3 protein-coding genes are annotated in these 4,323 nt (G+C 60.0%); 2 read left to right on the forward strand and 1 reads right to left on the reverse strand.

Translation table 11 applies throughout. The features are described from left to right. Window positions 1–64: 64 nt before the first annotated feature. Window positions 65–1,525 carry an NAD-dependent succinate-semialdehyde dehydrogenase gene (locus tag VDP82_RS14540; RefSeq protein WP_323015556.1) on the forward strand — a complete coding sequence of 487 codons (1,461 nt, stop codon included), beginning with the start codon at window positions 65–67 and terminating at the stop codon, window positions 1,523–1,525. A 461-nt stretch (window positions 1,526–1,986) separates the two neighbouring features. Then, a complete protein-coding gene (locus VDP82_RS14545; RefSeq protein WP_323015558.1) occupies window positions 1,987–2,385 on the forward strand; it encodes an ATP-binding cassette domain-containing protein in 399 nt (132 codons plus the stop codon). Here the strand turns inward: VDP82_RS14545 and VDP82_RS14550 are convergent. Then, the gene (locus VDP82_RS14550; RefSeq protein ID WP_323015557.1) at window positions 2,342–3,568 is read right to left on the reverse strand and encodes a GGDEF domain-containing protein; all 1,227 of its coding nucleotides are present in this window, start codon (window positions 3,566–3,568) and stop codon (window positions 2,342–2,344) included. The two genes, VDP82_RS14545 and VDP82_RS14550, sit on opposite strands and share 44 nt — an antisense overlap. Window positions 3,569–4,323: the final 755 nt, after the last annotated feature.

Raw genomic sequence — 4,323 nt, forward strand, 5'->3', positions numbered from 1 at the left:
TGCTGCTGTCCGGGCTGGCACTATGCCTGCCGCCGCTGTTCACTCTTGCCAAGGAGATCGTCTCATGACCCAGGCGCTCAAGCTCGCCGATCCCAGCCTGCTCACCCAGAACTGCCTGATCGGCGGGGTCTGGGTCGGGCCCGGCGACAATGCCATCGCGGTGCGAGATCCCTTCGACAATGCGCTCATTGCCCATGTGCCAAGCCTGGGCGCCGAGGCGGTCAACGAGGCCGTAGCCGCCGCCAAGGCGGCGATGCCGGCCTGGGCCGCAAGGCCTGCCAAGGAGCGCGCCGCCGTGCTGCGCCGCTGGTACGAGTTGATCCTGGCCCATGTCGAAGATCTGGCGCAGATCCTTACCGCCGAGCAGGGCAAGCCGCTGGCCGAAGCGCGGGCGGAGATCACCTCCAATGCGGCATATCTGGAATGGTTCGCCGAGGAGGCCAAGCGCGTCGAGGGCGATTTCATGGCCGGGCCCAATGCCAGCCAGCGCATATTGGTGATGAAGCAGCCCATTGGCATCTGCGCCGCCATCACCCCGTGGAACTTTCCCAATGGCATGATTACCCGCAAGGCCGGCCCGGCGCTGGCGGCCGGCTGCGCCATGATCCTCAAGCCCGCCAGCCAGACGCCGCTTTCGGCCCTGGCCCTGGCCGTTCTGGCCGAGCGCGCCGGCGTGCCGGCGGGGATTTTTTCAGTAATTACCGGCCCAGCCCGCGAGATCGGAACCGCCATCACCTCCCATCCCGATATCGCCAAGATCAGCTTTACCGGCTCCACCGAGGTGGGGCGCTGGCTCATCAAGGCAGCGGCCGACCAGGTCAAGCGCCTGTCGCTCGAACTGGGCGGCAATGCGCCCTTCCTCGTCTTCGACGATGCCGATCTGGACGCCGCTGCCCAAGGGGCGCTGCTGTCGAAATTCCGCAATGCCGGCCAGACCTGCGTCTGCGCCAACCGCATCTATGTGCAGGAAAATGTGGCCGAGGCCTTCACCCAAAAGCTGCAGGCGCGCATGGACGGGCTGCGGCTGGGCCGGGGCACCGAGCCGGACGTCACTGTCGGCCCGCTGATCGACGAGCGCGCCGTGGCCAAGATGCAGGAGCATGTGCAGGATGCCCTCGCCCAGGGCGCACAGCTGCTCCGGGGCGGCAAGCCGTCGGCGCTGGGCGGCACCTTCTTCGAGCCGACCCTGATCACCGGGGTGACGCAGGCCATGAAGGTGGCGCACGAGGAAACCTTCGCGCCGCTGGCTGCCATCATCACCTTCAGGGACGAGGCCGAGGGCGTGGCCATGGCCAACCAATCCGAATTCGGCCTCGCAGCCTATTTCTATGCCCGCGACATGGGCCGCATCTTCCGCGTCGGCGAGGCGCTCGAAGCCGGCATGGTGGGCGTCAACACCCCCGCGCTCGCCAATGAGGCCGCCCCTTTCGGCGGCGTCAAGCAATCCGGCATCGGCCGGGAAGGCTCGAAATACGGCATCGAGGAATATCTGGAGATCAAATATCTGGCGCTGGGCGGCATCTGAATCACGAAGCGGGCGCCCCGCCAATCTGCGTGCGGAGCGAATCCGAAAGATTCGCCGCACGCTTTAAACGACAGAGCCCGTCACAGATTCAGGCGCAAACAACCCGCCCTATGGCCTGCCATTGGGTTGTTTTCACAAAAATTACGTAATGAAATCAATACCGAGAAAGCGCCGATGGAGCGGGTAGCGGGAATCGAGTAAGTTCGGTACAGTTAAGCATTTCAATGACTTAGCAAGGGAACGTCGAGCCTGGGCAGCACTATATGTGGCGCAGTTTGTAGCACACAAATTGCCCGTGGACGTTAACCCTGATCGTTATCAATGTATCGGCGGCTGGTCGCACCAGGCGCCTCGATCACAAAAAACGCAGCCGGACTTCGGCACCAGGAATCTCGTACCAGTTACAAATTCCATCGAAACGCTGAACTCCAAGCTTCGCCGGGCGGCCAAGCGGGCAGTTTCTGGCCATCCTCGGTCCGTCAGGCCGCGGCAAAAGCACCATATTGCGAATGCTCGCCTCGCTGGATACGCCGACCTCGGGCAGTATGTCAGTGATGGGCGCAAACCCTGCCGACCTTGCCAGGCGCCACCAACTGGGTGTTGCATTCCAGGACCATACGCTGCTTCCCTGGCTGCCTGTCGCTGAAAATGTTGCACTTCCATTTCGCGTTGCCGGCCAGGCAGTCGACCATGCAAGGGTAAAGGCGCTGATCGAGCTTGTTGGCCTTGCCGAATTTGCCGATGCGCGCCCGAGCCAGATGTCGGGCGGCATGCGGCAGCGTGCGTCCATTACCCGCGCCTTTACCCCATATGCAGTCAAATGCCTCCGCGACCGCATCCCTGAGCACAGGCGACCCTGATTTCTGCGGCCCTCGCCGGATGCTTACTTTCGAAGTGGCGATCGCCTTCTTCCACTCGATTGCGGCCGGCCTCCTTGGCCTTGTAGAGCCCGCGATCGGCCGCAGTAAATAGATCATCGAATGAAGAATATCCAGCGCCCGATGCCGCAATTCCTGCGCTGGCAGTGATGTCCAAGCTACCGTCAATGTTCTGCCCTGCAGTTCGGAAGGCGGCAAGAATCCGTTCGGCCACTCTATGTGCGCCGACAGCATCCACTCCAGGCAAAAGCACTGCAAATTCTTCACCACCGAGCCTCCCGATCAAATCAGTGGGACGCAGATGCGATGATGCGGTACGGCAAAAGGTTTTTAGTACCTCATCACCGAATTGATGCCCGCAGCTGTCATTGATCTTCTTGAAATGATCCAGGTCGAACAACAGCAGAGCGACCCCAGACTTACCCCGGCCGGCTCGTTCCATGATACGCTTTGCCGAAGTTACAAAAAACCGCCTATTGGACACGCCGGTCAGCGGGTCGGTCCGAGAGGCTGTCTTGTAGCGCAACTCGATGCGCTCCTTCACCATGGCGAGGAGTAAAAACGCGGCTACCACGTTATGAAGGGATCCCTGAAAAGCAATAAAAACAAACCAAGGCTCACCCAGAGGCTGAATGCTGCCCGAAGCCGGTGGGCTGAGCAACAAGATTGGTGTATGAGCAAAGAATATGAGGGCATGTATTGTTAGCCAGGTTGCGATAGCCGGGCGCGATGCTAGGGGCTCTTTACTTCGCCAGAATTCGCGTGCCGCCAGCAGCGCGTAACTGCCGATGAGGATTGAGAACAGACTCGCCCGCGCCGGCAGTGACGCGTAAAAGTGGTCGAATTGGCAGGCTAGAAGCCACACCCCCGCCCCAAATGCGAAACTTGGATGGACCGGCCGCTCATTGAATAAGCGCGCGCCGCTCCAGATCAGCCCATAGGCGAAAAACAGGAATGCGTTGGCCAAGTTGATGCTCAGCCAGTCCGGGGTGAGGCCACGAAGAAAAACCAGTGCGGTGCCCAGCGATTCCAGGAGCATTGCTACTCCCCACCATGCGAGCACCTTAATGCGTTTGTTTTGAAACCACGCCCAAAGGAGAAGCAGCGCAATCACGGCCATGACCATGAGCGTAAAGACAAACAACGTGGGTGCATCCAACCGCATGATTCCGCCGCCTCCTCCCGATATGCCTACTGGGGTTTGCTATATTCGGAGTTAACCTCAGCCATTCAACCGACGTGCGATCTTGGGCGGAAGTTCATCCAGTGCGTGAGGGCGTGTGTAGAATAAAAACTTTTCTGCTTGTATTAACCATCAGGCATAAGTGCGATCGCGAGGGTCTGCTTGCTCGTTGCACGGGACGGATAATCAATAAACGCCGAGAAGAGTTGTTGGCGCCGTTGGAAGGTCTCGTCGGGATCGCGCTGCAATATCCATTCGGAGCCGTCTTGCGCGATATAGTCGACGCGAGTGAAGAGGAACGTTGCTGCCTCCAGCCGGCGAACCGCGTTGTCGCCATCGGCTTTGGGACCGTGATCGTTTCCGCGCGACAGCAGACGTTATCGGGAAAGATGCTTGCCGACCTCGTTTGCGTAGTTCGTCTGTTCACGCAACAGGTCTGGTGATCGCCCGGGCAACTACCGCACGCTGGCGATGCCCTCCTGAATGCAGGCTCCCCATGGCGGCAACCAGGGTTTCATATTCGATGGGCTTGGCCATGATCTCCGCATGGATGGCGGCCATCCGTCTGAATGATAGAGAAGAATGGAATGCTCAAAGCGGGGCGGTCGAAAGGACTGGTCGTCATCAAAGACCATTGCTCCCAAACTGCCTTATACTCGTCCTGTTCCGACCGCTGCGGTAGTGCTGTGCTCGGGCAATATCGAGCATGCCGGCGATGTGGTGAAACTCAACCTGAC

Origin of the sequence: Devosia sp. (genome assembly GCF_034675085.1) — a bacterium.
In the GTDB taxonomy this organism is placed as follows: Bacteria; Pseudomonadota; Alphaproteobacteria; order Rhizobiales; family Devosiaceae; genus Devosia.

Coding starts and splice junctions, on each gene's coding strand:
- VDP82_RS14540 (WP_323015556.1), top strand. CDS start 65: ATGACCCAGGCGCTCAAGCTCGCCGATCCCAGCCTGCTCACCCAGAAC.
- VDP82_RS14550 (WP_323015557.1), bottom strand. CDS start 3,568: ATGCGGTTGGATGCACCCACGTTGTTTGTCTTTACGCTCATGGTCATG.